We start from the raw sequence: 25,818 nt of genomic DNA, 5'->3' as shown, positions 1-25,818 counted from the left end.
GAAGAGCAAGACCAAAAGCAGTCTGCTCGGGGCTTGAGGCCTCTCGGACAAGACTGCTTTTCGTCGATCACAAGTTGATGTACAGGGACATGGCCACCGTCATCTGCGACTTACTCGGTGCTTCTCTCCGGCTGCTCGCGTTCGCCAGCCTGCCAGTCCAGCGCTTTCGCCTCGAGCTCCTTCGCGAGCGCATCCTTGCCCTCAATATAGGCGTTCATGTCAGCCGGGAATTGGCGGGCTAGTTTGATTTTTAAATCTGCGTAACGCTTGGCCTCCTCGGGATGAGCCGTTAGGTAGTCGCGGAACGCCAGATGCCGGGTCACATGCCCGCTGCCGGTTTGAAAGACGTGCACGTGATGCGTCCGCTGCGCGCCGCCTTTGTTGAAATACCGGCGCAGCGGTATGCCGTTCTCGCCTTTCGGCTGATAGCCGAGCCGCCGCATCCCGTCGTTGTACGCATCGACGGCTTCGATATTCCGAACCTCGACGAGCACATCGATGATCGGCTTAGCGGGCATGCCGGGGATCGACGTGCTTCCGATATGATGAACGGCGACCAGCTCCGGACCGAGCACGCGCTGCAGCTTCTCGGCTTCCTCCCCATAACGCGTGGGCCAATCCGCATTCGGCGGGGCAATCTCGACCTTTCTCCGGAAACGTTCGTCGGCGGCCGCCTGAAGCAGCTCCTCCACGGCAATGCCGTTGATGCGAAGCCCGCCGATCTGGCAGTTCCGAATGTCTACGCCGGACAGATCGCACCCGATGAACTGCGCGCCCGGCAGCTCGCAGTCCACGAACGACACGGGCTTGTAAACGCCGTCGGCATTGTAGTTGCCGTCGCAGGCTTGCGGAAGCACCGCGCGCCGGAATTCCGTCCCGAACAGATGCACATGGTCGATCGTCGCGTGGCTGAGGTTCGCGTCTTGCATGCGGATGCCGGACAGATTGGCGTTCGTGACCGCCGCTCCCGTCAAATTCACGTCGTCGAGCCGCATACCGCTCATATTCGCATTATGAATGTGACTGTGCGCCAGACTAACATTGTCGAGCCTTAGTGATTCCGCCTTGACCTCCTCGAAGCGTGACCCAGAAATATCCCGCATGCGAATATCCAACCGTTCCGTGTTCATCTTGCCCACTCCCTTTTATATGGTATTGGAAAAATTATACACGAAATAATGGAAGGCTGGTCAACCCTTGTCCACAAGAATGAAGCTGCGCGAATTGCGCTCGATGCGCAGGGCATAATGTGAGACATCAGGGCGAAAAGGCGAAGTGCACGGCTGACATTTTATGCAGCCTTTCCCTTATTAGAAAGCCTTCAGAATCCCCCCATCCCGATTATCGCGTGTTATTATACTCCTCGGACAGCCAAACCAACACCAGGAGGTCATACAACATGACGACAATCAAATGGATGAAGAAAACGATCCTCGCGACGACTTGTTGCGTTGCCCTTCTGTCTGCCAACGGGCTGGTAGGCAACGCTTTCGTGGGACAAGCCCATGCGGCGACAGCGACAACGCAAGCGACGAAGGCGGACAGCATTATCGCGACGGCCAAATCGCTGCAAGGCAAAGTGCGTTATGTATACGGCACGAACAATCCGAGCCAGCTTATTTTCGACTGCTCGTCCTTTACGAAATACGTGTTCGGCAAGAGCGGCGTCAGCCTCAAGTGGGGCACGGCGAGCCAGAAGAAGCAGGGAACGTACGTATCGAAGAGCAACCTGCGCAAAGGCGACTTGATTTTCTTCAACAACGGCAGGACATCGACGATCAGCCACGTGGGCATCTATATGGGCAACGGCCAATTCATTCATAATACGATCGGCAGCAAAGTAAACGGCGTGGTCATCGCCAAGCTGAGCGATTACACGAAACGCTATTCGACGGCGCGCCGCGTGCTGTAAGGCCATGCAAAGAGAAAGCTATGACTAGCCGGACTAGTCATAGCTTTCTTGGCGTCTTGGGCCTGGTGCCTAGGAGCAAAGAAACGGTATCCGCCCCGGGAATGTGCTAGTATAGCAATAGAGCAATAGATCAGGATACATCGGCAAGTTGAAAGGAGTTGAAGCGGCCATGCCGAAAATCATACCCCCGACCTTCTTATTTATCGGCAATGAGCCAATGCTGGACTTTACGAACACGCGCATCATGGCAGGCGGGCAGCCGCTCGACCTGTTGACCGATTTCGACGCGCTGCTGGATTGGATGGGCAAGGCAGGTCTGCTCACCAAGGAAGCCGAGGCTGCGGCATTGACGTGGAGCGAGGAGGCGAAGGCACGCCTGCATGGCGCGGCCATCGAACTCCGCGGCCATCTGCTGGCCGTAATCCACAGCCTATTGGCAGGCGAGCAGGTGAATGTAGCGCATCTGGCGCCGATCAACCGCCTGCTCGACCATCAGGCATTCGCGACCCGGCTCTATCTGGAGAACGGCATTTTCCGAGAGGAACGCCGCCGTCTGGTCCGCGGTCCGCTGGATCTGCTCGCGCCGATTGCCGAATCGACGGCGCGGTTCCTGAGCCGGAACGAGCCGCATCTGCTGCGGAAATGCGAAAATCCGGATTGCGTCCTTCATTTCTACGACAACAGCAAGAACGGCATGAGACGCTGGTGCAGCCCCAAAACATGCGGCAACCGGATGAAAGTGACGGCTTACCTAGAGCGTCGGCGTGCGCAAAGCCAATCGAACAGCGAGACTTAGAAAGCGGGAGCTTTCGAGGTCTCGCTTTTTCATTGCCTCCGGAAAGCAGCACCTCATTTATTAACCTACAAAATTAATGTATACACATTAAATAATCATGTGTATAATACCCAATAAGACCATTTGAGCATTAAAAAGAGGTGGTTGTATGGCCAATCCTTATCATGACGGCGAGTTGGCGGTTCAGCGTATGGCCGGCGCCGAGATTGTCGCGCAGCAAAACGGCCGAAGCATTCGAGCTTCGATCGTGCCGGGTGCCGCCGCCTTCCTTGGTACGCAGACGCTCTTGATCGCGGCCGTGGGCGACGTCGGCGGGCGGATATGGGCGTCCTGCTTGACCGGCCCGCCCGGTTTCATCGCGGTACAAGGCGACAAGCGGTTAAGCGTGGCGTGGGAACCGGCGCAGGATCCGCTGCTTGCCGCCAGTCTGGCGGCGAATCCGCACATCGGCTTGCTGGCGATCGATTTGGGCAAGCGGTTTCGGCTGCGAATTAACGGGACCGGCACGCTTGCGCCGGACGGCACGCTCGACGTGGCGGCGGAGCAGGTGTACGGCAATTGCCCGAAATACATTCAGCAGCGAACCGCGCCGTCGTTCCCCGATGCGGACAGCTTGCCGGCAAGATGGACGCGTACCTCCCGGCTAAGCGAAGGCCAGCGACAGTGGATCGCCAGGGCCGACACCTTCTTCATCGGGAGCAGGAGCGCCGACGGGAAGATGGATGCTTCGCACCGCGGCGGCTCGCCGGGATTCGTCCGCGTCGTGGACGAGAGGACGATCGTGTTCCCCGATTATTTCGGCAACTCGATGTTCAACACGCTCGGCAATATTCACAGCCACCCGGGCACGGGATTGCTGTTCATCGACTTCGACAGCGGCGATGCGCTCCAGCTGACCGGCCGCTCCCGCATTATTTGGGACGAGGAGCAGATCGCGGCGTTCCCCGGCGCCGAGCGATTGGTGCGCTTCGAGCTGGCTGAAGCGCTTCATGCGCAGCGGGGGCCCGGGATCCGGCGAGCGTTCGTCTCCTATTCCCCGGTCAATCCGTCGCTGTAGCGAACGGAGCGACCGTCAAGGAGGTGGTGCGGGGCGCGGGAGCCCGGCAGGGGCAAGGTTCGATTCGAAAGTTTCACGGGTAGCCGGTAAGTTCACATTCATGAGGAGGAACGATCATGCCAGCGAACAAATACGTCCTTATTATTCAAGCGAACCAGCAGGATGTCGGCAAAGCCGTCCATGGCCTGCTGTACGGTCAGGAGCTGCACGAAGCGGGCTTCGAGGTCGACATTCTGTTCGACGGGATGGGCACGCAGTGGCCGCAGGAATTCGGCCGAGCCGACCATCCCTTCCACGCGCTCTACAAGCAGGTCATGCGGCTGGGTATCATAAAAGGCGGCTGTCAGGCGTGCTCCGGATTTTTCGGCGTGGAGAACGAGATGCAGGAGGCGGGCGTCGCCCTTGCGGGGAGCGAGAAGAGCGGCGGGCACATCCCGTTCGCGCAGTACGTCGCGGATGGGTTCCTGCCGATCGTGCTTTAGGTCAAATGCAGCCGCTTCGCTCCGTTGAACGGGAACCCCGATTTTGCCGCTAAAACGGGATATTCGCTTCCCTCGCATCTCGAGAGGCTTCGAGAGGCTGGGGGAGGCTTTTTTACGTCCTATCTCAGGTTTTTCGCAGCTTGGTCACTTGCAGAGATCGAACAATACCTCCCGCAAGATCGCCGCATTCCAATAAGTCATATGTAGTGGAATTTTATTCTCCGTGACTTTAGACCTATTTTCACTCCTCCATTCGACAACGTATTATAGATTCTAAGACGTACAACTAACTAACCAAGTGAAAAGGGCAAATCATGAGAAATCATGAGACGCAAAGCCATGGGCCTTAACCGCACGCGCGTGCGGCAGGCAGCCGGTTACCACAAGGCATCATAGACTAAATTCCTATGAACCTTGGCAGAGGTTTATTTTTTTTGCCCAATTTCCGGATTCGAAGAAAGGTAGGAAGAAGATGAGCGAGCGACAGGGTGCACGAAAACTATCATTGTTGGTTTCACTTTTACTTGTCATTCAACTGATGCTCCCAGCCGTGAACGTATTTGCGGCAGAGACCGCCAACAGCAGCATTTTGCCGCCGAGCAATGTCAGTTACCAGGTTACGGGGGCTGATGTTAAGTTAACGTGGAACACTGTATTCGGGGCCACCGGTTATCAAATTTATGAGATTACGGAAGGCCAACTCATTGTTCGCGGCACGACGGCGACCAACTCTTATACGATGAAGAGTATGAGCGAGGGGTCCTATACCTACGCAATCTCCACGCTTAGCGCGGAAGGCGAATCCGGACCGAGTGCTCCCGTAACGGCGGACGTCATCTATCCGGAGATGACCGCCCCGGTGCTTACCGTCTCCGTTCAGAATGGCAACGACCTTGTCCTGAACTGGACAGCTGCCGCCAATGCGCAGAGCTATAATCTATTTCAAATTCAAGAGGATGGCCAAGCGGTGCTAGTCCAAAACCAAGCTTCGCGCACATTCTCGGTAATTAACGTTACAGAGGGCACATACCGTTATGCTGTAAGCGCTGCAAATCCGTTATTCGGCGAATCGCCGCTTTCCGCACCGGCCGAGGTCACGGTTGTGTATCCCGTTATGGCGGCTCCTGGCAGCCCGAGCTTCACCGTAACGAATGTGAACGACCTCACGCTGAGGTGGGCGGCGTCCAGCTACGCAAGCAGCTATCGCATTTATCAACATATCAACGGCGAGAAAGTGTTGAAAACCACCACGACCGGCACATCGGCTGTTTTTGCAAATCATGCGGCCGGCGAATATGTGTACGAGATCCATGCCTATAGTGGTCGCTTTGGCGAATCGGCCGAAGGCAGCCGGATTACAGCAACCATCAGTTCTGTAACCATGACGGCGCCGACTAATTTTGAGGCAAAGCTGCAGAACGTGAATGATGTTCTCCTTACTTGGAAAGCGTCAGCCAATGCAACCAGCTATAAGGTGTATCAAATCGTGGATGGACAAGCCGTGCAGAAGAGCGTGGTGACAGGCACTTCCGTTACCTATACGAACCAGCCGGCCGGAGATTACCTCTATGAAGTGCGCGCCTACAGCGATCGCTTTGGGGAATCGGCACAAGGCAGCCAAGCCTCGCTTACGATCGGAGCGGTAGCACTGGCGCCCCCAAGCGGTCTTGCGTATAGGCTGTTGAACCTAAATGATGTTATTTTGACGTGGACAGCTAGCGCCAACGCAGAGAGCTATAAGGTTTATCAGATGGTCGACGGCCGGAAGGTGTTGAAAAGCACGGTGTCCGGCACAAGCGCGACCTACACCTTGCAGCCGGCCGGGAACTACGAATACGTTGTACATGCCTACAGCTCGCGTTTTGGCGAGTCGTCTGAGGGAAGCACGGTGACATTCACGATCGATCCCGTCCTCATGAAGGCGCCAGGCAACGTGAAATACGCAATCGCAAATGGGAATGACGTGACCCTTAGCTGGGATGCTTCGGAGTATGCGGATAGTTACAAGGTTTATCAGGTAGCCAACGGACAGAAAACTTTGAAAAGCACGGTAGTATCGAAATCGGTTACCTATTCGTACTTGCCGAAAGGGGATTACACCTACGAGGTGTATGCCGTCTCCTCTCGTTTTGGAACATCGGCGGACGCCGGCGCGGTGTCTTTCACGGTCGCGTGGCCGGTGATGGAGCCGCCTGCCAATGCGGTGCAGACGATTACGAACGCGACAAGCTTTACGTTAAGCTGGGATGCCGCCCCTTATGCGACCAGCTATAAAGTGTATCAAGTCGTCAATGGCCAGAAGGGGCTGAGAACCACAACATCCAGCCTGAATGTTACCTACACAGGCATGGCACCGGGGTCGTATACGTATATGATTCACGCGGTGTCCAACCGCTTCGGCGATTCATTGGAGGGTTCGACCGTCAATCTGACGTTGAACGGGCAGGTCATGGAAGCCCCGACGAACCTGGTCTATACCGTGACTAACGGCAATGACGTAACGTTGAAGTGGACTGCGGCGGAATATGCGACAAGCTATCGCGTTTACCAAATCATTGATGGCCAAAAAACGCTGAAAACCAATGTAAGCGGGACTAGCGTCACGTACTACAATCAGCCAGAGGGCGGTCTGGCCTACGAGGTCCATTCGGTTTCCTCGCTGCTGGGTGAATCCCCTGAAGGGGCAAACGTTTCGTTACAACTGACGTACCCGGATATGACTGCACCGGGTAGTCTAGCTCATAAAATTCAGTACGGCAACGATGTTCGATTAACCTGGACGACTGCCGCTTACGGCGATTATTACAAGGTTTACGAGTTAATCGACGGCGTTAAGGTCGTCAAGAGCTCCGTCACCACGTCTAGCACAACGTTGAGTAATGTATCGAGCGGCCCGCATACGTATATTGTTCATACCGTAAGCTACCGGTTCGGGGAATCCCCTGAAGGCAGCAAGTTAACGCTGAACGTCGAGTTCCCGATTATGGAAACGCCTACCGGCTTTACGCAAACGGTGAGTGGCGGCAACGATATTGTCTTGAAGTGGAATTACGTCAATTACGCAACGGCTTATCGCGTGTATCAGGTCGTCAACGGCGAAGAAGTGCTGGTGAAGACCCAGAGCAGCATGCCAGTAGCCTTATTAAATCAGCCAGAGGGCGATTACACGTATGTGCTGCGTGCCTACAGCGATCGCTTTGGCGAATCGCCGGAAGGCGCAAAGCTTGAGTTCCCGCTTGTATGGCCGACCATGCAACCACCGGCGAACTTGACGCATACCATCGTGAATGGCAACGACGTGTCCCTTAGATGGAACGCGGCGACTTATGCAACCGCCTATCGCGTGTACCAGGTCGTGGACGGTCAGAAAGTGTTGAAGAGCACGGTAACAAGCACGAATGCTACCCTCGGGAACTTGCCGGAAGGTGACTACGAGTTTGCGGTATATGCGTATAGCAACCGTTTCGGCGAATCACTCGTGGGCAGTACGGTTAACGTGAATTTAATATGGCCGACCGTAGTCCCTCCAGTAATCAAAGGAACGGTGTTCGATGCGAATAACATCACGCTGTCCTGGCCAGCCGTAACTTGGGTTAGCGAATATCGCGTATACGATGTAACGGACGGCAAGCGCCAACTGCTTTATAAAGGGACTGCGCTCAGCTACAAGATTTACAACCTGACTGAAGCCACGCATCAATATGAAGTGACGGCGTATCATACGCGATTCGGAGAGTCCGTGGCGTCCAACCGCATTAGCGAAACCATCGTGTTCCCGGTTATGCAGCCTCCGGTCGCAACCTTGAAGCTGCTGAGCACGACAAGCGCCCGGATTATCTGGAACTTCGTGACGTATGCCAACGGCTATAATGTTTATGAGCTTATTGATGGTCGACCGGTTCTGGTGGCCGAGAAGGTCAACAACCTTTCCTATACGTTGACGGATCTGACGTATAAGAACCATGAGTATTATGTAACTTCGGTTAGTAATTCGTTCGGTCAGTCAGCGCCTTCCAATATTGTATTGGCGAAACTCATCGTCGATACGGAAGCCCCGGTGACGACGGCTGCCGCCCTGACGACTTGGACGAACGGCGACCAGATCGTCAGCCTATCTGCGACCGACAACGAAACCGGCGTCGCCGCCACGTACTATGCCGTAAACGGGGGCGTCTACACAGCGGGAAATTCGTTCACGGTAGACCAGGAGGGGATTACCGAGATCTCCTATTACTCCGTGGATCGTGTGGGCAATAAGGAAGCGATAAAAACGATTGAAATCAAGATTGACCGCACGGCGCCAGCGACGACAGCGACCGCGCCAGCGGCATGGGTGCAAGCGGCCGCGGTGAAACTGGCAGCTAGTGATGCGCAAAGCGGCGTCGCGGCCACATACTACGCAGTCAATGGCTCCGAGTATCAAGAAGGCACATCGTTCATAGTCGAGCGCGAAGGGGTCAGCACAATCAGCTTCTACTCGGTAGACGCGGTAGGCAACAAAGAAGAGGTGCAGACGATCCAAGTCAACGTTGACCTTACGGCGCCAGCGACGACAGCGACCGCGCCAACGGCATGGGTGCAAGCGGCCGCGGTGAAACTGGCAGCTAGTGATGCGCAAAGCGGCGTCGCGGCCACATACTACGCAGTCAATGGCTCCGAGTATCAAGAAGGCACATCGTTCATAGTCGAGCGCGAAGGGGTCAGCACAATCAGCTTCTACTCGGTAGACGCGGCAGGCAACAAAGAAGAGGTGCAGACGATCCAAGTCAACGTTGACCGTACGGCGCCTGTGACAACCGCGGCAGTTCCTGACGGCTGGTCGAAAGACGATGTAACGGTTACGTTGACAGCGGCGGATACGCAAAGCGGCATTGCCCGTACGTTGTATTCCATTGACGGTTCTGCTCATGCAGAAGGCAGCACATTTACGATCGGCAGCGAAGGGATTCATCAGGTTACCTTCTACTCCGTAGACGCTACCGGCAATATTGAAGCGGCTAAAACAGCTATCGTCAAAATTGACAAATCGGCACCTGTGATCACCATGAACGTGAAAGACGAGTACGTGGCTAACACAAACTTGACGCTTAACTATTCGGTCGTAGACACGCTCTCCGGTATCGCGTCGGAAAACCTGACTGTAACCCGTCCAGATGGGACAGTGACCGACTTGAGCAACGGAAGTACGATTGGATTGAGTCAGCCAGGCGTGTATACCGTACTCGTGACGGCAACCAACGGTGCCGGGATTACGGCGACGGTGAAAAAACAAATGGTCGTTGCCCTTCAAGGCACCATCACGGTAACGCCGACGGTCATCAAAGGCAATAAAGGCGTGTTTACCGTACGCGTCGCGCTGCCAAACGGTTATAGCACGGAAGGCTTCGACCTGAATAGCGTTACGCTTAACGGCATAAAGGCGCTGAATAGCAATAACGGCTACTACAATCAAGCCTCGAATGGCCAGTTCAAGTTCGAGCGTTCGGATTTCAACTGGACGACAGATCAAGTGACCTTGTCTTTCCGGGGCTATGTAGACGGTAAGCTCGTGGTTGGTCAGACGACAGTGAAGGTACAAAAATAAAATAGCAGTTCTTGAGAAGAGGCTCCCTAAAATAGGGAGCCTCTTCTCGTATGTCCGAGCCCATTAGTCAGCTTTTCGCTGCGTAGGGCTGCAGAAGGACCGTTCCCGCGGGGCCGACGCCAAATAGCAATCTACCGGGTACCGGGCAGGCACAGGCCGACACAAAGACGCTTCCGACAGCATGCTAGCCGGCATCGGCGGCGGACGCGCCCTGCAAGCGGCTGCCCCGCACGATTTTGGCGCCGCCCGCCCATCGAATCGGGACGGACACGTGGTTGGCGTCGAACACCTCCATGTGGAGCATCGGCTGCAGGATCACGCCCGAGTTGCCGCAATTGCCGAGCCAATCGCCTTTTCGCACCGAGTCGCCGGGCTGGACGCGGAGAGAGCCGTTCTTCATATGCGCGAGGAAGCTGAACTCCCCGTTGCGGTGATCGAGTATCACGTAGTTGCCGAACGGCATGTCCATGCTCTCGTCATACACGCCGGCCATTTCGTTGTCCGCCGTTCCGTCTGCGGCCTCGATCACGACGCCGTCTTGCGGAGCGAGAATTTTCTGCCCGTAGGCATAATAGCTTTCGTTGTTCAATCTGTCGCTGCCGGGCTTGAAGGTGTATCCGTTGTTGGCGATGATCCAGTCTATCCCGTACCGGCGGAAATCGTCCTCGTACAGCTCGTTCATCAAGATGGAAGGGCCCGCCGATAGCGCCGTCCATTCGCCTTCAAACGGGGGATCGTAGGTGAGCTTCGTGAGAAGGCGGTCGCTATCGGGATGGGCGCGCATATCGTGAAAGGACAGGTTATCGAGCTCCCCGCGGGCTGTGACCCGCAGCTGGAGTCCTTTCGAGCCGTTCGCATAGGTCCACCCGTATGCAATCGTTCCGTTAAGCGGCAGAAGCGTCTGAAGCTTCAAGGAATCTAGGCCGGCTCCGTACGTCGCGATGGTGTCCGCAAATTGGTCCCGCGTCCCGAGCAGCTGCCGGTAAATCGGCTCCACGCGGGCATACAGCCAGTCGACGTCCTGCTTCCGAAGCGCTTGTTCGAGCTGCTGAAGAAGGTCGGCTTGCGGGGATAAGGGGAACATGAATGGCTTTGAAGCCGGAACGTCCAAGCCTCGATCGACCGGACTCGCGCATCCGGCGGCGAGAAGAAGTACGGATAATAGACAAGCATATCGGCGCAAGCGGATCGCTCTCCTTTATGTACGTTTCTCCACTCACCATAAGGTATAAATTGGAAGGAAACAAGGGTGAGTTTTGCTGCCAGCCAAGATGCGACCGATAGAGAAGCAGCCTCCCTCGCCGAACACGAAAAACTCCCGCCAGGGGCGGGAGTTAGTCTGGCATCCGGCACGCGGCGTCCGAATCCATGTTCGAACGCCGCATGTTCTTTTCTCTCAAGCCGTCTTTCCTTGCCGATGGAGAACGGTTAGAAATCCGCTGTTGCCACTTGAATATAACCGAATGTGGCACCGCCGCCGTTAGCCAAGAGCGCCGCGACGAGCAAGCCGTGCGTGACGACCGTCAGGCTGTTGAATGCTGGAATCGCGTACGAGATGACGGGCGCGTTCGCGCGTGTCAGGACGAGTTCGACTGCGAACGCGGAGTTGTTTTGCACCGTAACAGACGCGTTTTTGCCGCCCGTCAGATCCTCGTAGTACGATTTGCCGACGCCTGCAGCCAGATTAAAGAACTGTTGGGGAAGGAGAATCGCCATCGTCTATCAACCTCCTTTCCGTAGAGATAGCATATTCTATTCCAACTCTCGCAATCGGACCGGGGCATTGTCTTTCGTAGATTCGCACATTTGCTAGAGCCGCATCGTCTGCTCCTGCGAGCGTGTCGAGGTATTCGTCCTCAAAAAAAACCTCCGCGCTTCATGAAAGAAGCCGGAGGTTTCGTTGTGATCCGCTCGCCCGCTGCATGCCGGGACTTATCGCTAGTTCGGCGGCTGCGCGGATTTGCGCCGCTGGCCGGCGCTGGCCGTAACCCGGTTGCGCCCGTGCTGCTTCGATTCGAGCAGCAGCTGATCCGCGTAAATATATCCTTTCTCGATCGGCACATCCTCCTGCTCCGTGAAGAAATACAGGCCGAACGAGGCGGTATAGGCGATGTGCTTCGTCTCGTCCCGGAACTCGGCTTCGACCGTGTCGCGTTCGACCTGCCGCCGCAGCTCCTCGACGAGGGCCAGGCAAGTCTCGTAGCTTCGACCGCGCAGGAACATCGTGAATTCCTCGCCTCCGCTGCGAGCCAATAAGTCGTCGGAGCGCGCGCTCTCCTTCAACGCCGCCGCGAAGTGCTGAATGACCCGGTCGCCGACGCTGTGGTTGTACGTATCGTTGATCGTCTTGAACTTGTCGATGTCCGCCACGACGATCCCGATGGGCTCCCTCGTCTTCTCGAGCTCCTTCATCTTCATCTCCATGTAGGCGCGGTTGTGGAGGCCGGTGAGAAAGTCGGTGTAGGCCATGTGCTCGTACTTGTCCCGATCGTGCTTGTCCTGCGCGATTTGCGCCTTGACGAGATAGGATTGGCTGACCAGATAGTTGAGCACGAACAAGCCGATGATCGCCGTCCAATTCCGCTGTTCGAGCAGCAGCAGCAGCAGGCCATTAGAGAACGACGTCTTCGCCATGTCCAGGATGCTGCGCTCCTTCAGGAACGCCGTCACGTCCGCGCGCGTGCGAATATCGCCGAGCAGGCTGAACACCCCGAGCAGGAAGAGATCGGAGAGCACCGCCGTGACGGCAATGAGCAGGAAGACGAGCAGCCAGAAAGCGATCAGGTTCCCGTCGAACCAAGGGAGCAGCCACTGGTAGACATAATATGCGGCCGTGCCTTGAATGACGAAGGAGCCGACGTTGTAGAACGCCTGAATGCCTTCGCCGGGTTCGTCGGTTTTTGTCTTTTTCTTATAGAGATAGCCGGCGAGCCGATAGACCGCCTCGAATAGAAAGAGGCCGAACGGGCCGGTGAACAGGACCAGGGACACGCTATAATTAATGCCGTACTCGATGCTTGTGCTGCCTCGGCGGCTGTTGACCCGCAAGTGGTAGTACAGCAAGGAGAACAGCCAGTACACGCCCATGACCCGGAAGGTCAGCGAGGTGGCGTCGAATGTGGAGAATGTCGAGATAGCGATGAGGACTGCGATGAGAAATAGCGACAAGATGTAGACGTGAAGTCGGACTTGAGTCACAGTTATCATTCTCCTTTGTAGTTAATTATGCCCATTTCCCTTGTTTCGTCAACGTCTTGCCGAGAGGTTCTCGTTTCGCTTGGCGAGATTGCCACCTTTTGTGCAGTCGGTTAATCGCATTTGCCTCGGGTCCACGTGTCAAACTCCGATCGTCATCGCGCGTTGCCGCCAACAGCATGCCAAAAAAAAGACGGCCGCGGAGGCCGTCCTTTCGATTAGAGATGCGAGCCGCCCGTCGCGTCGACCATCTGCCCGGTTACCCAGCGGCCGTCGGCAGAGACGAGGAAAGCCACGACATCGGCGATGTCCGATGGCTGGCCGACGCGCCCCAGCGCCGACATGCTCGAGGCATGCGCTTGACCTTCGGGGGTGTGCAGCCAAGAAGCGTTCGCGTCCGTATCCACGATGCCGGGCAGCACGGCGTTCACCGTAATGCCGCGCGGCCCGAGCAGCTGCGCAAGATGAAGCGTGAACGTATTGATCGCGCCTTTGGTCACATTATAGGCCATAATGTGCGGATAGGCGATACGCGTGACGCCGGAGGAGATGTTCACGATCCGTCCGCCCTCATTCAGGAAGGGCAGCGCCTGCTGGACGAGGAAGAACGGCGCCTTCACGTTGACGGCCAGCAGACGGTCGAGCTCCTCCTCGGTCGTCGCTTCGAACGCGCTCGACGTGCCGATCCCGGCGTTGTTGATCAAGATATCGAGCTTGCCGCTTCCCGCGAGGGGAAGCAACGACGATTGTGCGGCCTTCATCAGTCCCATCGCGCCGGTCGTGGTATCCAGTCTGGCCCCGATCGCGATCGCTCGTCCGCCTTGCGCTTCGATCGCGCGCACGACCTCATTCGCGGCGGCGGCGCTGCTGCCGTAGTGCACCGCTACGATCGCGCCGTCCGCGGCCAGCCGCATCGCGATGCTTCGGCCAATGCCTCGGCTTGCCCCCGTCACCAGCGCGGTCTTCCCTGCCAATCGTTGCATCTTGCATCACTCCCTTGTTGGTTTGGCTCTACTGTACACCTTCCCGTAAAGGGGAGAGTCAAGCGCAGCACACGGGCAATAAGCCGGTACGAGCGAAACCGGCTTCGAAGGGGAGTGCGGCAATCAGGAGGTACGGCGCGATCCTGCCATGCCCATTCAAATCTTCGCTTCGAGCGGGATCAGGAGCTCTGCCAGACGCGCGGCGCCGTACATATCGCGGTCGGGGGTGAGATAGACCTCTCGCACCGGGAAGCGGCTCGCCGGCTGCAGCCCCTGCGACGCGAGCCAAGCCGACAGCCGATTCGGCGCATGACAGCTGCCTTGATAGGGGTTGCAGACATGCACATGGGAGGCGGCCACTGCATAGCCGGGGAGAAGTCCGACCTGGACGCGATCGCTGCCCGGTATCGATTTATCCAGCGGGAGCGCGACTTCAAGATCGCATTGACCGTCATCCGTTTCGTCATGCCACGTTACGACTAGGCGTTCGGCGGTCTGCCCATGCGCTTCGGCATAGGCGGTCAATTCGTTCAGCAGCAGGCACAGCTGCGAACGAGGCACGCGGTCTCGGATGGAAGCGGCCAACATCGGCTCGACTGCGCGAAAGCCGAATTCCGGTCTGGCCTCCGCGGTCTGCCGCGCCCGTTCCAGGCGCTGCCCGATCTCGTTAGCCTGACGAGACGCTTCCGCGACGAGGCGCTCGAGTTCGTTCTTCTTCGCCGCGAGCGCCGTTTGCACCTCGCTCGAAGGGCCGTCAGCTTCTAGGAAGGACCGGATTGCCTCCAGCGTGAATCCCTCTGATTTGAAGGCTTGGATGCGTTTGACGGTCAGCAGCTGCTCTTCCGCGTAGTAGCGATAACCGTTATGCTCGTCGATCGCGGCGGGCGCGAGAAGGCCGATATCGTCGTAGAAGCGCAGCGTTTTGACCGATACGCCGGCTAGTTTCGAGAATGCGCTGATTTTGTACAAGGCATAAACCTCCTTCGCGGCGGTTGTTCTAAGGCTATCATACGAGGAAACGGCTGCCAGCCGCTACGTAGGCAAGCTAATCTGCCCGAAAGGTGGTACACTAGAGAATAGATGGCTCGCCAGAGCCCTTATACGATCAAAGGACGTGAACGAACGTGATTACCATTACGATCCCGGAGCCGAACGTGACGATTACGAAGCAAGACGCGCCGGAGCTTAGCAATATCTATGGCTTTACCGACTTCCACCTCATTACGCGGGAGCACGGCGGCATCTTCATGTTCTACAACGCGAAGGACGAGCTGCTCTTCGTCGGCAAAGCCCGGAAGCTGCGCCAGCGGATCAAGAAGCACTTCGAGGATTCGGTATCCCCGATGAAGAAGCACCGCGACGAGGTGGCCAAGATCTCCGTCTGTCACGTTAGCGATCCGGTCGAGCGCGAGCTGTACGAAGTGTACATCGCCAACCGCCAGCAAGCGAAGTACAACCCGAACCGGGTTGAATATTAAGCCGATCCGAACGGGCAAAGGAAGGGGACGACCGCTTGACGAGCGACCGTCCCTTTCGTCTTTATTTCGGCGCGCCGTACGGGTTTCCGCATGCTCCCTCTTCTGCTTCATCCGTATTCGTGTTATCCTTAACCATTAGCCGTTATTCACTCGCGAACTCAGGCACCAATCCAAATAGAAGCAACTTAATAGGAGATCATATGACATTTGAATCGTTACAATTGAATTCCGCCATTCTAAAGGCGCTGCGCAAAGAGAACTATGAGACGCCGACGCCGATCCAAGCCCAATCGATCCCGGCCGCGCTCGCAGGCCGCGACCTGCTCGGCTGCGCGCAGACGGGCACGGGCAAGACGGCCGCGTTCTCGCTGCCGATCATTCACCGCTTGAGCGCCCAAGCCCGCAAGGGCGGCGGCAAACGGGTCATTCGCGCGCTCATCCTGACGCCGACCCGGGAGCTGGCGATCCAGATCATGGACAACATCAAGGCGTACAGCCAGTTCACCGATCTGCGCTCGCTCGTCATCGTCGGCGGCGTGCCGCAGAGGCCGCAGGAGCGGGACTTGGCGTACGGGTGCGACATCCTGATCGCCACGCCAGGCCGTCTGATCGACCTGATTAACCAGAAACACGTCGACTTGAAGGACGTCGAGACGTTCGTGCTCGACGAAGCCGACCGCATGCTGGACATGGGCTTCATCCACGACGTGAAGCGCGTCATCGCGAAGCTGCCGGCCAAGCGCCAGACGCTGTTCTTCTCGGCGACGATGCCGCCGGAGATCGCGCAGCTGGTGAAGACGCTGCTGACCGATCCGGTGAAGGTGGAGATCACCCCGGCGTCGTCGACGGTGGACCGCATCGAGCAATCCGTCTATTTCGTAGACAAGGATAACAAGCCGAATCTGCTCAATCATCTGCTGCAGGACCAGTCGATCGTCTCGGCGCTCGTGTTCACCCGCACGAAGCATGGGGCCGACCGCGTCGTCCGCGGGCTGTCCAAGCAGAACATTACGGCGCAAGCGATCCACGGCAACAAGTCGCAGAACGCGCGCCAGCTGGCGCTGAGCAACTTCAAGAGCGGCGCGACGCGCGTGCTCGTGGCGACCGACATCGCGGCGAGGGGCATCGACATCGACGAGCTGTCCCACGTCATCAACTTCAACCTGCCGAACATCCCGGAGACGTACGTGCACCGGATCGGCCGCACAGGCCGCGCGGGTCTGAGCGGAACGGCGATCTCCTTCTGCGAGACGGAAGAAATTCCGTACCTGAAGGACATCGAGAAGGTCACGAAGAAGAAGGTGCCGGTCGTCACCGAGCACCCGTATCCGATGACGGGCGAGATGCCGGCTGCCGCGCCGCAGCCGAACGCAGGGCAGCCGAACGCCCGCAAAGGCGGCGGAGCGAGCGGCCACGGCAAGGCGCAGCAGCAGCGTCAAGGCGGCGGGCAGCAAGCCGGCGCAGGCGCGAACAAGCCGCAGGGCCAACGCAAGCCGCAGCAGACGCAAGGCGGAGCAAGCGGCCAAGGCAGAGGGCAGCAGCGTCAGGGCGGCGGGCCGCAGTCCGGCGCGGGCGCGAATAAGCCGCAAGGCCAACGCAAGCCGCAGGCGCAAGGCGGCGGAGCAAGCGGCCAAGGCCAGCGCCGCGGGCAGCGCGGCGGCACGCCGGCAAGCGCGGGCCAGCGTTAGACGGGCTCCACTGCTTGGCGCGAGGCCAAGCAGCGAAGGGACATTCCATTATGCGGAATGTCCCTTTTTGCTGTGCCGCAATAGCTGCTCGGCCGCGGCGGAGCGGCAGCAGGTTCATCACGGTAAACCGGCGCGCGATGACGTCGGTCAGCCGCTCGATCGCCCCCGGGGACGCGCCTGCCGGCTTGGCCGGCGAAGCGCTCAGGAAGGAAGCGGTCGTCCGGAGCACGCCTTTCGGCGCGCCGACCGTGCCCGAGGTGAACAGCAGAATGAGCGGATCGGAAGGGGCCACCAGCCGGGCGGCGTCCGCGAGCGCCCGCTCGTCCGCGGGAGAGGCCGGCACGAGCAGGTCGTCATACGGATGAAGAGGCGCGGACAGGCGATCGTCTCCGTCCGCCACGTAGACGGCGCGGGGGAGCCATGCAGCGCCGGCATGCTCGCGAAGCAAGCTGCCGACGGTGCCGACGTAATCCATGCGATGCCCTTCGCTGCCCATGATCAGCACGCGGGGGGAGGCGCTTTGCAGGAAGGCGCACAGCTCGTCCTTCTTGGAGTAGGCATTGAGCGGCACGATGACGGCGCCGATGCAAGCGGCCGCGAACATGGAGACGATCAGCTCCTGCCGTCCGGTCATCCAGACCGCGACCGCGTCTCCTTTCTTCACGCCTTCCCGCAGCAAGCCCCGGGCAGCCGACCGGGCATCGTGCCAGAGCGTTCCCCAAGAGACGTCTTGGTTCGTCTGGGGGAAGCTATACCCGATATCGGCGGGGCAGGCCAGCGCGCGTTTGCGAAGCAAATAAGCGATCGTATCGGGGGCAAGCATCGCATCGTCCATCGTTCGTGCAGCTCCTTTAATCGTAAAATCAGGTATGTCTTATTCGTTATATAGGCATCACATCACCATTTTTTTGTTCTCAATAAAGAACAAAAACATCGAAAATAGCAAACGCGGCGTCGGCTCGCCATCCCCCGCAACTCAAATTTCCGAACATGGGTTAAAAACAAAGACAGGACATGCCATCCTGCGTAAGTCAGCGAACACCGGAAGCGGAGCTATCTTTTATTCATAAAGGAGGAGCGAGTCATGCAGTGGAAAGGGAGAAGAGGAAGCTCGAACGTGGAAGACCGCAGAGGAATGGGGGGAATGGGAGGCGGACGCGGCGTCATCGGCGGAGGTCTGGGCATCGGCGGGGTGATTATCGTCCTATTGGTGACGCTCATGGGCGGCGGCAATATCGGGGACGTCCTGGGCTCGCTGACCGGCATGGGGACGGGCTCGTCCATCAGCTCGGGGACCCAGACGCCTTACGCGGAGACCGCGGAGGAGCAGGAGCTGGCGCAATTCGTCTCGGTCGTGCTGGCCGATACGGAGCAGGTGTGGACCGATCTGTTCCAAGCGCGCGGCTTGGATTACGAGGAGCCGACGCTCGTGCTGTACGCGGACAGCGTCCAATCGGCCTGCGGGGCGGCGGGCTCCTCGGTCGGCCCGTTCTACTGCCCGGGCGACCATAAGCTGTACATCGACCTGAGCTTCTATGACGAGCTGCGGCAGAAGTTCCAGGCGCCCGGCGATTTCGCCATGGCGTACGTCATCGCGCACGAAGTCGGACACCGCGTGCAGACGCTGCTGCAGACGGGCAAAGGGAAGGGCGATCCGCGTTCGAACGACTACTCCGTCCGGTTCGAGCTGCAGGCCGATTATTTGGCCGGCGTATGGGCGCACCATGCCCAAGACATGAACGTGCTGGAGCAGGGCGACCTCGAAGAAGCGATCACGGCGGCGAGCGCGGTCGGCGACGATACGCTCCAGAAGCGATCGCAGGGCTACGCGGTGCCGGAAAGCTTCACGCACGGCACGTCGGAGCAGCGGATGCGCTGGTTCCGCAAAGGCTATGAGAGCGGCACGATCGAAGGCGGCGATACGTTCGGCGTCAAGCAGCCGTAAGCGCGCGGGTAACGCGCGGATCGTAGAGGAAGTCCTTCCGGGCAAGCGGGGTCGAGCCGCGCCGCGAAGGGCTTCTTTTTGCGTGCCAAACCGTTCTATATTGCCGCTCCGATGGATAACATGGAGCAACCAACGCTACGGAAGAGGTGCAGGAGATCGATGCTAAGCTCAGTCGACTTGATCCAACGGTGGCATGATATGGCGGCGCGCGGCGAGCCGCATGCTTCCATCCGCTTCGGGGATGCGTCGGCCGCCGTGATGGCGCATGGCGCCATATTGACGATGGACTTCATGCGCAAGCATTACCGTTGGCTCGACGATCCCGCCTACTGCGGCGTGACCCTTCCGAACGACGGGGCGCGCCGACGGCTCGTGGATTGCTTGCGCGCCGCCGATTACGTCGGCCATCTGAGGCAAACGGAACATTGGTACTTTAAGCCGCTCTTCGACATGTGCTTGACCTATTACGACGTCGCGCCGAAAGCCACGTTCTACGCGTTCGAGAATGTGTACATCGCCCGGTACCCGTTATTCTACGAACGGTTCCGCGCGCTGCCGATCGTCTTGTGCGGGGCGAAGTCCGTCTTGTACCGCGAGGTGCTCGAACGGCGCTACGGCTTCACGGGCATCGTCGGCACGGTGGATTGCCCCGACTGGAATGGGCTGCTCCGCGCGGAACAGGAGATGGAGGCGCTCTACGCGGCCTCGCCGTGGAAGCTGGCGCTCGTCTGCGCCGGCGCGCCGGGCAAGGCGCTCGTCGTGAAGGCCAAGACGCTCGGCACCGTCGGCGTCGACTTCGGCTCCGGCTGCGAGGCGGCGATTCAGGCGGATCGCGCGGGCCTCGACGCCTGGGACTACACCGAGCCGCTCAAGTACTAGCGCCGCGCATCCCGAATTTCCCCGCACACGCGAGCGGGCCGCGGCGGGTCGGCCCCGAGCTTCGCTTTGTCTCCGACCCGCGAAACTCCGTTCATTTCTATCAAAAATCAAGCCTCAGTGCTATTTTTTTCCCGAGGGCGGTGTGATACGCTTCGAGAGCAGTCATGCACGTACTACGGTGAACGGTACCAAGCGGGGAGGAAGCAAGCGTGAAGTTGCGTTTTGAAGGGGATTCGATTCCGGAGCTCAGAGCGGGGATCCTCGAATTGGCGAAAGAAGTCGCGTTTACGGAAGCCGAAGACGGCATTCCGGTGACCGTGCTGCCATCCGAGGGCGATCTGGAGGTCGGATTGACGGAGGGCCGGGCTTATATTCGCTACGGCGCGAAGCACCAGTTCTTCCGGGGGCTCGGCTTGCTTGTCCAAAAGGGCGGGGGCGGCGCGGAGTTCGCGATTACGGAGAAGCAGCAGTTCGATACGATCGGGCCGATGTTCGATCTGTCCCGCAACGGCGTGCTGAATATCGGCAGCTTCCAGTTCCTGCTGCGCAAAATGGCGCTCATGGGTTTAAATACGGTCATGCTCTACATGGAGGATACGTACGAGCTGGAAGGCGAGCCGTACTTCGGCTACATGCGCGGCCGCTATTCGCAAGCCGAGCTGCGCCAGATCGACGATTACGCCGACCAGTTCGGCATTGAAGCGTTCCCGAGCATTCAGACGCTCGCCCATCTCGAGGAATTCCTGAAGTGGGACTACGTGAAGACGTACAAGGATACGAAGGGCGCGCTGCTGGTCGGGGACGATAACGCGATGCAGCTTATCGAGAACATGATCGTCGCGGCGACGGCGCCGTTTCGCAGCAACCGGATCAACATCGGCATGGACGAGGCGGAGGAGCTGGGCCGGGGCAAATATTTGGATAAAAACGGCTATCGCAGCCGGCTCGACATCATGACCGAGCATCTCGACCGGGTGCTGGAGATTACGCGGCGCCGCGGGCTGAAGCCGATGATGTGGAGCGACATGTTCCTCAAGTTCGCCTCGGCGAACGGCGAAGAGCACTACGACAAGCACACGCAAATCCCGGAGGAGATGGCGCGCAAAATTCCGAAGGACGTCGACATGGTCTATTGGGATTACGCCCATCAGGAACAGGACGACTACGAGAAGCTTATTGCGAAGCACCGTCCGCTCGGCTGCAACCTTGCGTTCGCCGGCGCGGTCTGGGTGTTCAATACGTTCGGCGTTAACTACGGCCTGTCGCTCGGCGCGACGGACAGCGCGCTCCAGGTGTGCAAACGCGAAGGCATCCGCGAGGTGTACGCGACGATGTGGGGCGACGACGGCATGGAGAGCAACCCTTACATCGCGCTGCTCGGCTTGCAGTTCTATGCCGAGCACGCCTATACCGAGGGCGAGGTCGACTCGGCGAAGCTGGCCGAGCGGGTCAAGTTCTGCACGGGCATCGACGAAGAGACGTTCCTGAACGTGAAGTACCTCGACGAGACGCCGGGCGCGGAGCCGAACAACGTCAAGCAGAGCAACCCATCCAAGTTTCTGCTGTACCAAGACGTGCTGCTGGGCCTATTTGACAAACAGATCGAAGGGCTTCCGCTGAACGACCATTACCGGGAACTGGCACGCAAGCTGCATGACCGCCGCGACCCGTCCGCCGCGCTCGACTTTGTCTTCGAGGTGCCGGAGCGGCTGAGCGCCGTACTGGCGCGCAAGAGCGAGATCGGCATCGCGCTGAAGCGGGCGTACGACGCGGACGACAAGTCGGAGCTCGCGCGGATCGCGCACGACGTGCTGCCGGCGATCTCGCAGGACGTCCAGGCGCTGCGCCAGGCGCACCGCACGCAATGGATGCGCATCTACAAGCCGTTCGGCTGGGAAGTCATCGACATCCGCTACGGCGGCGTCGTCACGCGGCTGGATACGGCCGCCTACCGGTTGATCGAATACGCCGAAGGCCGTCTGGACCGCATCGAGGAGCTGGAGCAAGATCGCTTGTACTACAGCGCCGTCAACAAGTCCGTACCGGGTAAGGGGATCGGCTGGTGCAGCTGGTATTACCGGATGGCGTCGCCGAACGTCTTTTACCATGTGTTAAGTCCGTTTTGATCGTTGTAGGGAGACTTCCGTTTGGGGGTCTCCCTTTTGTGTTCCTCGCAGAGGGATTCACCCTCCTCCCACCTCCTCCGCCGAGGAGGCTCCAAAGGGCTTAGATAATGCTTCCGAAGCAGTTTTCCTCCGGAAAACTTTCACCTCTGGACACCCATTTCGAGCTGCGCGATCGGACAGTGGTCGGCGGGTGCTTTCGAGCGGGGCGCGCTCTTGTCCTGGCGGACAAAGCTAACGGTGAGTTTCCCCCGAGGGCACCTGCCCGGCGACGCCGCCTTGGCGGGGGCTTCCTCTTGTTTTACCCCCGGAATTTTGCGACAATACAGAGATCAGCCGCCATGTTCGGCTTATTTGCGAAAAGAGGAGTTCCCATGAACAAACCATCCATTTATGGATTAACATTAGAGCAATTAACCGGCTGGCTGGGCGAACGCGGACATAAGAAAGGCCGCGCGCAGCAGGTCTGGGAGTATCTGTACCGTACGCGCGTCACGTCGTTCGGGGGCATGACGGAGGTGCGGGAGGCGTGCCGGGCGCTGCTCGAGGAGCATTATTCGCTGCAGCCGCTGGAGGAGCATGTGAAGCAGCAGTCGGCGGACGGCACGGTCAAGTTCCTGCTGCGTCTCTCCGACGGCAACCTGATCGAGACCGTGCTCATGCGCCACAAGTTCGGCTTGTCCGTCTGCGTGACGACTCAGGTCGGCTGCAACATCGGCTGCAGCTTCTGCGCGAGCGGCCTGCTGAAGAAGAGCCGGGATCTGACGAGCGGCGAGATCGTCGGGCAGATCATGAAGGCGCAGCTGTTCCTCGACGAACGCGGGGAGGGCGAGCGCGTCAGCCATATCGTCGTCATGGGCATCGGCGAGCCGTTCGATAACTACGAGCACATGTCCAATTTCATCCGCGTCGTGAAGGACCATAAGGGGCTGGCGATCGGACCGCGCCACATTACGGTATCGACGAGCGGCCTGGCGGACAAAATCAAGGAGTTCGCCGATTCCGACCTCGGCACGAACCTGGCCATCTCGCTCCATGCGCCGAACAATGAGCTGCGCACGCGGATCATGATCATCAACCGCGCGATCCCGCTCGAGAAGCTGATGCCGGCGATCGACTACTACCTGGAGCGGACGAACCGCCGGATTACGCTGGAGTACATCCTGCTCAAGGATGTGAACGACCGCGTGGAGCACGCCCAGGAGCTGGCGGACTTGATCGGCGAGGGCAAGCGGAAGCAGCTCTCCAATGTCAACCTCATTCCGTACAACCCGGTCGACGAGCATAGCCAGTACAAGCGGACGGAGCAGGAATCGGTGCGGGCGTTCTACGACGCGCTGAAGAAGCGGGGCGTGAGCGTCAGCGTCCGGCTGGAGCACGGCGTCGACATCGACGCGGCTTGCGGCCAGCTGCGCAGCAAGCAGATCAAGAAGACGAACGGCAGCCAGCCGGAGGGCGTGGCGCTGTAATTGATCCAACACAAAGAGCCTTTCATCCCTGGCGGGTTGAAAGGCTCTTCTTCTATTGCGCTCGATTGTCATCCGGCCGCGGGGTCCTGACCCGAGGCCTGCCTGCCGCGTGCATGTAGGGTGCCGCTCCGCATGAACGGCGAAGATCGCGCGCGCCGCCCCCGCGGCGCGCCTATCCCTTCTTAATGGTGCCCGCGCTTGCGCGTCAAGAACACCAGGCCGCCCGCGACGATGAGCGCGCCGGCGATCATCGGCTGGCCGCCCATGACGGTGCCGAGCAGCGCGCCGACCGAGAAGACGGCGAAGAACAGCGCCGACAGCACGGCCAGAATGTTGATCGGGATGAGCAGCCACTTGTTGCGGCCGCCGAACCAATACAGCTCGAACAGACCGACGGCAGGCGCGAGCAGGAAGCCCGGCCACATGATGTGCCAGCTGTCGAACAGCGTGGCCAATTGACAGACCGCGCCGACGGTCAGCAGGATGCCTCCCGGCACGAGCACGCCGACGCCGCGGCGCTGCAGGAGGCCGAAGTACAGCCAGTGCATGAACAGGCCGGTCGGGATGACGAACAGCGTTGGCCAGAAATACTCGAAGATCGTACCCGTACCCCAGTCGACCTGCCCCCGGAAGAACAGGAATAGGCCGAGCAGGATGAGAAGCGGGCCGAGAATAGCGTTGCGATTCACGGACATGTCGAACACTCCTTATGTTGGGCTTTTATAACCTAAGCATAGCATGGCCCCGCAGGAGCGTCTTCCGGCCGAAGTATAGCAGCAAGATCGGGCTGGAGACCGATTTCTTCGAGCGATTTCCTGATAAAGCGCGATGCGCCGCCTTATTTCTTGAAAATGCCCATGGGCGCGCCGATCGGCAGGAACGCGCGGCCGAAATGCGCGTTCAACACGGACGCGCCGGCGCCGTACAGCGACAGGATGCCGATGCCAAGCTCGGCGTAAGCTGCGATGGCATGGAAGAAGTCCGCCATCACGCCGAAGGCGTCCATCGTCAGGCCGAGGAATAGAAAATCGATCAGGACGAAGATATAGAACAGCACTTTGTTCGTCTCCGTGGCGCCGATCGTCATGAATAGCGTAAAGACCAGATAGCCGGCGAAAGCGAAGCCCAACTGCTTCGGCTCCACGCCGGCGGCCAGCGTCTCGCCGAATACGCCGAGCTTGATCAGCCAGTTCGATGCCATGGCGAACCAGAAGAAGGCATACGCGCCGAACGCGGTCGTGCCGAACGTATTATTGCGCTTGGAGTCCTGCACGCAAGCGAACAGCTGCGCGCATGCGCCGAGAAATACGGCCCACGGGACGGCGTAGCTGAGACCGGTCGTGATGCCGAGCTTCTGCGACGAAGCGACCAGCGTAACGATGGCCAGACCGAATAGGCCGAGCGCGCTCGGATCCGCATTCGTGATTTTGATTGGTGTTGGTGTAGCAGCTTCTTTCTGCAAATCAAACAGCCTCCAATAATGTGTCTTCCGCCGGTCGCCGAAAGGCGTAACCGGTCTGGTGATGGTTAGTATACCCTGTCAATAGGCACACAGACTGTTAATTGTATCACGCGTCCTCGCTCCGAGATAGGGGAATTTTGAGCCGCGCGCGGGTGCCGATTTATTTTGGCAAAGGAAGCTACGGGAGCGCGATATGGGGTACAATGGGAAGATGGAAGCAAAATGAAAGGAATGGAACCGCAATGGCGAACGAAGAAGTGGTATTAACGCGCGAGGGCCTCGCGAAGCTGGAGGCGGAGCTGGAGGAGCTGAAGGTCGTCGGACGCCGGGAGCTGGCCGCTCGGATCAAGCTGGCGATCAGCTATGGCGACTTGAAGGAGAACAGCGAATACCATTCCGCCAAGGATGATCAGGCGCATATGGAGACCCGCATTCAGATTTTGGAGAAAATGATCACGAAGGCGCGCATCGTCGATGCCGACAGCTTGAGCGCGTCCTCGGTACAGATTGGTTCGACCGTCGTGCTGCACGATAAGGAATTCGACGAGAAGGTCGAGTACCAAATCGTCGGTCCCGCCGAAGCCGATGTGCTGGAGAACCGGATCTCGTACGAGAGTCCGCTCGGCAAGGAGCTGATCAACAAGTCGGTCGGCGATGTCGTGAGCGTCTCGGCGCCGATGGGCATCATTCAATACGAGGTGCTGGAGATTCGGATCTAGTGCCATTCGCGATAGGCTAAAAAAGAGGACGCCGCAGGCTGCGGCA

21 protein-coding genes, 1 pseudogene and 1 riboswitch are annotated in these 25,818 nt (G+C 58.8%); of the genes and pseudogenes, 13 read left to right on the top strand and 9 right to left on the bottom strand.

Going from position 1 to position 25,818, the window contains the following annotated elements; all coding sequences use genetic code 11:
* Window positions 1–110 precede the first annotated feature (110 nt).
* Complete coding sequence (locus ACFSKT_RS29555; protein WP_377719337.1) at window positions 111–1,130, bottom strand: GrpB family protein; 1,020 nt, start codon at window positions 1,128–1,130, stop codon at window positions 111–113.
* 269 nt (window positions 1,131–1,399) lie between these two features.
* Here ACFSKT_RS29555 and ACFSKT_RS29550 point away from each other — a divergent pair, with 269 nt between their 5' ends.
* The 5 genes from ACFSKT_RS29550 (at window position 1,400) to ACFSKT_RS29530 (ending at window position 9,831) form a co-directional block, all read left to right on the top strand.
* Entirely contained in the window at window positions 1,400–1,912 is a 513-nt protein-coding gene (locus ACFSKT_RS29550) for a C40 family peptidase (protein WP_377719336.1), read from the top strand.
* A gap of 169 nt (window positions 1,913–2,081) precedes the next feature.
* Complete coding sequence (locus ACFSKT_RS29545) at window positions 2,082–2,708, top strand: CGNR zinc finger domain-containing protein (RefSeq protein WP_377719335.1); 627 nt, start codon at window positions 2,082–2,084, stop codon at window positions 2,706–2,708.
* 148 nt (window positions 2,709–2,856) lie between these two features.
* Window positions 2,857–3,765 carry a pyridoxamine 5'-phosphate oxidase family protein gene (locus ACFSKT_RS29540; protein WP_377719334.1) on the top strand — a complete coding sequence of 303 codons (909 nt, stop codon included), beginning with the start codon at window positions 2,857–2,859 and terminating at the stop codon, window positions 3,763–3,765.
* A gap of 116 nt (window positions 3,766–3,881) precedes the next feature.
* Entirely contained in the window at window positions 3,882–4,247 is a 366-nt protein-coding gene (locus tag ACFSKT_RS29535; RefSeq protein ID WP_377719333.1) for a hypothetical protein, read from the top strand.
* 296 nt (window positions 4,248–4,543) lie between these two features.
* Window positions 4,544–4,632: riboswitch (cyclic di-GMP riboswitch) on the top strand.
* A 165-nt stretch (window positions 4,633–4,797) separates the two neighbouring features.
* Entirely contained in the window at window positions 4,798–9,831 is a 5,034-nt protein-coding gene (locus tag ACFSKT_RS29530) for an OmpL47-type beta-barrel domain-containing protein (protein ID WP_377776378.1), read from the top strand.
* A gap of 184 nt (window positions 9,832–10,015) precedes the next feature.
* On the opposite strand, the gene ACFSKT_RS29525 is transcribed toward ACFSKT_RS29530, so the two are convergent.
* The 5 genes from ACFSKT_RS29525 to ACFSKT_RS29505 all read right to left on the bottom strand — a co-directional run bounded on the left by ACFSKT_RS29525 (window position 10,016) and on the right by ACFSKT_RS29505 (window position 14,978).
* Window positions 10,016–11,014: a M23 family metallopeptidase gene (locus ACFSKT_RS29525; protein ID WP_377719331.1), complete on the bottom strand. Its 999-nt coding sequence runs from the start codon at window positions 11,012–11,014 to the stop codon at window positions 10,016–10,018.
* A gap of 245 nt (window positions 11,015–11,259) precedes the next feature.
* Window positions 11,260–11,547, bottom strand: a complete 288-nt coding sequence (locus tag ACFSKT_RS29520; RefSeq protein WP_377719330.1) for a hypothetical protein — start codon at window positions 11,545–11,547, stop codon at window positions 11,260–11,262.
* Window positions 11,548–11,769: 222 nt separating this feature from the next.
* Window positions 11,770–13,029, bottom strand: a complete 1,260-nt coding sequence (locus ACFSKT_RS29515) for a GGDEF domain-containing protein (protein ID WP_377719329.1) — start codon at window positions 13,027–13,029, stop codon at window positions 11,770–11,772.
* A gap of 215 nt (window positions 13,030–13,244) precedes the next feature.
* Window positions 13,245–14,009, bottom strand: coding sequence for an SDR family oxidoreductase (locus ACFSKT_RS29510; RefSeq protein ID WP_377719328.1), 765 nt, complete (start codon window positions 14,007–14,009; stop codon window positions 13,245–13,247).
* 156 nt (window positions 14,010–14,165) lie between these two features.
* Window positions 14,166–14,978: a MerR family transcriptional regulator gene (locus ACFSKT_RS29505; RefSeq protein WP_377719327.1), complete on the bottom strand. Its 813-nt coding sequence runs from the start codon at window positions 14,976–14,978 to the stop codon at window positions 14,166–14,168.
* A gap of 155 nt (window positions 14,979–15,133) precedes the next feature.
* Between ACFSKT_RS29505 and ACFSKT_RS29500 the strand changes: the two genes are divergently transcribed.
* From ACFSKT_RS29500 to ACFSKT_RS29490, 3 genes are all read left to right on the top strand, one after another.
* Window positions 15,134–15,487, top strand: a complete 354-nt coding sequence (locus ACFSKT_RS29500; protein WP_377719326.1) for a nucleotide excision repair endonuclease — start codon at window positions 15,134–15,136, stop codon at window positions 15,485–15,487.
* Window positions 15,488–15,687: 200 nt separating this feature from the next.
* Window positions 15,688–17,175, top strand: coding sequence for a DEAD/DEAH box helicase (locus ACFSKT_RS29495; protein ID WP_377719325.1), 1,488 nt, complete (start codon window positions 15,688–15,690; stop codon window positions 17,173–17,175).
* A gap of 50 nt (window positions 17,176–17,225) precedes the next feature.
* A complete protein-coding gene (locus tag ACFSKT_RS29490; protein WP_377719431.1) occupies window positions 17,226–17,540 on the top strand; it encodes a hypothetical protein in 315 nt (104 codons plus the stop codon).
* Here the strand turns inward: ACFSKT_RS29490 and ACFSKT_RS29485 are convergent.
* Window positions 17,432–17,998, bottom strand: a pseudogene (locus ACFSKT_RS29485) (AMP-binding protein); the annotation flags it as partial. The gene ACFSKT_RS29490 and the pseudogene ACFSKT_RS29485 sit on opposite strands and share 109 nt — an antisense overlap.
* Before the next feature lie 261 nt (window positions 17,999–18,259).
* Here ACFSKT_RS29485 and ypfJ point away from each other — a divergent pair.
* The 4 genes from ypfJ to rlmN all read left to right on the top strand — a co-directional run bounded on the left by ypfJ (window position 18,260) and on the right by rlmN (window position 23,591).
* Window positions 18,260–19,120, top strand: a complete 861-nt coding sequence (gene ypfJ / locus ACFSKT_RS29480) for a KPN_02809 family neutral zinc metallopeptidase (RefSeq protein WP_377719324.1) — start codon at window positions 18,260–18,262, stop codon at window positions 19,118–19,120.
* Window positions 19,121–19,279: 159 nt separating this feature from the next.
* Window positions 19,280–19,999 (top strand): GT-D fold domain-containing protein, encoded by a 720-nt coding sequence (locus tag ACFSKT_RS29475; RefSeq protein WP_377719323.1) that lies wholly within the window; start codon window positions 19,280–19,282, stop codon window positions 19,997–19,999.
* A 209-nt stretch (window positions 20,000–20,208) separates the two neighbouring features.
* Window positions 20,209–22,125 (top strand): beta-N-acetylhexosaminidase, encoded by a 1,917-nt coding sequence (locus ACFSKT_RS29470; protein WP_377719322.1) that lies wholly within the window; start codon window positions 20,209–20,211, stop codon window positions 22,123–22,125.
* A 371-nt stretch (window positions 22,126–22,496) separates the two neighbouring features.
* Window positions 22,497–23,591, top strand: a complete 1,095-nt coding sequence (gene rlmN / locus ACFSKT_RS29465) for a dual-specificity RNA methyltransferase RlmN (RefSeq protein WP_377719321.1) — start codon at window positions 22,497–22,499, stop codon at window positions 23,589–23,591.
* A 182-nt stretch (window positions 23,592–23,773) separates the two neighbouring features.
* Here the strand turns inward: rlmN and ACFSKT_RS29460 are convergent, their stop codons facing one another.
* Both ACFSKT_RS29460 and ACFSKT_RS29455 read right to left on the bottom strand, forming a co-directional pair.
* On the bottom strand, window positions 23,774–24,286 hold the full coding sequence (locus ACFSKT_RS29460; protein ID WP_377719320.1) for a hypothetical protein: 513 nt from the start codon (window positions 24,284–24,286) through the stop codon (window positions 23,774–23,776).
* Between the two features lie 143 nt (window positions 24,287–24,429).
* Window positions 24,430–25,053 (bottom strand): acetate uptake transporter, encoded by a 624-nt coding sequence (locus ACFSKT_RS29455; protein ID WP_377719319.1) that lies wholly within the window; start codon window positions 25,051–25,053, stop codon window positions 24,430–24,432.
* A 242-nt stretch (window positions 25,054–25,295) separates the two neighbouring features.
* Between ACFSKT_RS29455 and greA the strand changes: the two genes are divergently transcribed.
* Window positions 25,296–25,772 (top strand): transcription elongation factor GreA, encoded by a 477-nt coding sequence (gene greA / locus ACFSKT_RS29450; protein ID WP_377719318.1) that lies wholly within the window; start codon window positions 25,296–25,298, stop codon window positions 25,770–25,772.
* The last annotated feature ends 46 nt before the right edge of the window (window positions 25,773–25,818 follow it).

The sequence above is a fragment of the Paenibacillus xanthanilyticus genome (assembly GCF_042682185.1).
GTDB lineage: Bacteria > Bacillota > Bacilli > Paenibacillales > Paenibacillaceae > Paenibacillus_Z > Paenibacillus_Z xanthanilyticus.
This window is presented reverse-complemented; position numbering and strand designations above follow the sequence as displayed.

Bases quoted from the DNA above. Each gene is read 5' to 3' on its own strand.
- ACFSKT_RS29520 (WP_377719330.1), bottom strand. From the start codon at position 11,547: ATGGCGATTCTCCTTCCCCAACAGTTCTTTAATCTGGCTGCAGGCGTC.
- ACFSKT_RS29495 (WP_377719325.1), top strand. From the start codon at position 15,688: ATGACATTTGAATCGTTACAATTGAATTCCGCCATTCTAAAGGCGCTG.
- ACFSKT_RS29555 (WP_377719337.1), bottom strand. From the start codon at position 1,130: ATGAACACGGAACGGTTGGATATTCGCATGCGGGATATTTCTGGGTCA.
- ACFSKT_RS29490 (WP_377719431.1), top strand. From the start codon at position 17,226: ATGCGGAATGTCCCTTTTTGCTGTGCCGCAATAGCTGCTCGGCCGCGG.
- ACFSKT_RS29475 (WP_377719323.1), top strand. From the start codon at position 19,280: ATGCTAAGCTCAGTCGACTTGATCCAACGGTGGCATGATATGGCGGCG.
- ACFSKT_RS29540 (WP_377719334.1), top strand. From the start codon at position 2,857: ATGGCCAATCCTTATCATGACGGCGAGTTGGCGGTTCAGCGTATGGCC.
- ACFSKT_RS29545 (WP_377719335.1), top strand. From the start codon at position 2,082: ATGCCGAAAATCATACCCCCGACCTTCTTATTTATCGGCAATGAGCCA.
- ACFSKT_RS29550 (WP_377719336.1), top strand. From the start codon at position 1,400: ATGACGACAATCAAATGGATGAAGAAAACGATCCTCGCGACGACTTGT.
- ACFSKT_RS29535 (WP_377719333.1), top strand. From the start codon at position 3,882: ATGCCAGCGAACAAATACGTCCTTATTATTCAAGCGAACCAGCAGGAT.
- ACFSKT_RS29460 (WP_377719320.1), bottom strand. From the start codon at position 24,286: ATGTCCGTGAATCGCAACGCTATTCTCGGCCCGCTTCTCATCCTGCTC.
- rlmN (WP_377719321.1), top strand. From the start codon at position 22,497: ATGAACAAACCATCCATTTATGGATTAACATTAGAGCAATTAACCGGC.
- greA (WP_377719318.1), top strand. From the start codon at position 25,296: ATGGCGAACGAAGAAGTGGTATTAACGCGCGAGGGCCTCGCGAAGCTG.
- ypfJ (WP_377719324.1), top strand. From the start codon at position 18,260: ATGCAGTGGAAAGGGAGAAGAGGAAGCTCGAACGTGGAAGACCGCAGA.
- ACFSKT_RS29510 (WP_377719328.1), bottom strand. From the start codon at position 14,009: ATGCAACGATTGGCAGGGAAGACCGCGCTGGTGACGGGGGCAAGCCGA.